The sequence below is a fragment of the Vibrio sp. OPT46 genome, assembly GCF_015163535.1.
GTDB classification, from domain to species: domain Bacteria; phylum Pseudomonadota; class Gammaproteobacteria; order Enterobacterales; family Vibrionaceae; genus Vibrio; species Vibrio alginolyticus.
Window position 1 is genome coordinate 1 of record NZ_JADDYG010000640.1, and the last position, 260, is coordinate 260.

Annotated in this window: 1 pseudogene; it reads right to left on the bottom strand. The window is 38.8% G+C overall.

Annotated features, from left to right (window positions below):
- Positions 1–260 (bottom strand): annotated as a pseudogene (locus IQR33_RS34225) (serine/threonine protein kinase); the annotation flags it as partial.

A 260-nucleotide genomic window follows, 5' to 3' on the forward strand; every position in this document is an offset into this window, starting at 1 on the left:
TGACCGAAAACATCGCTAGATAACGAACTTGGCGTGAAAGGATAACCTTGATGAATCTGATTTAACTCATCCTTGAGCTCATAGATGGATTTACTGCCGTCTTCTTTACTGTACCGAGACTTTTCAAGTTGACTGTTGATTTGCCTTGCTATCGAAAGTAAAGTGGAGTGCTTGCTTGACTGAATATCTAAGGCAAGAACTTCTATTTTATGTGAGTCAGGGTAGTAGGTTTTTGCTTTATCAAGTATGGACTCAATTTC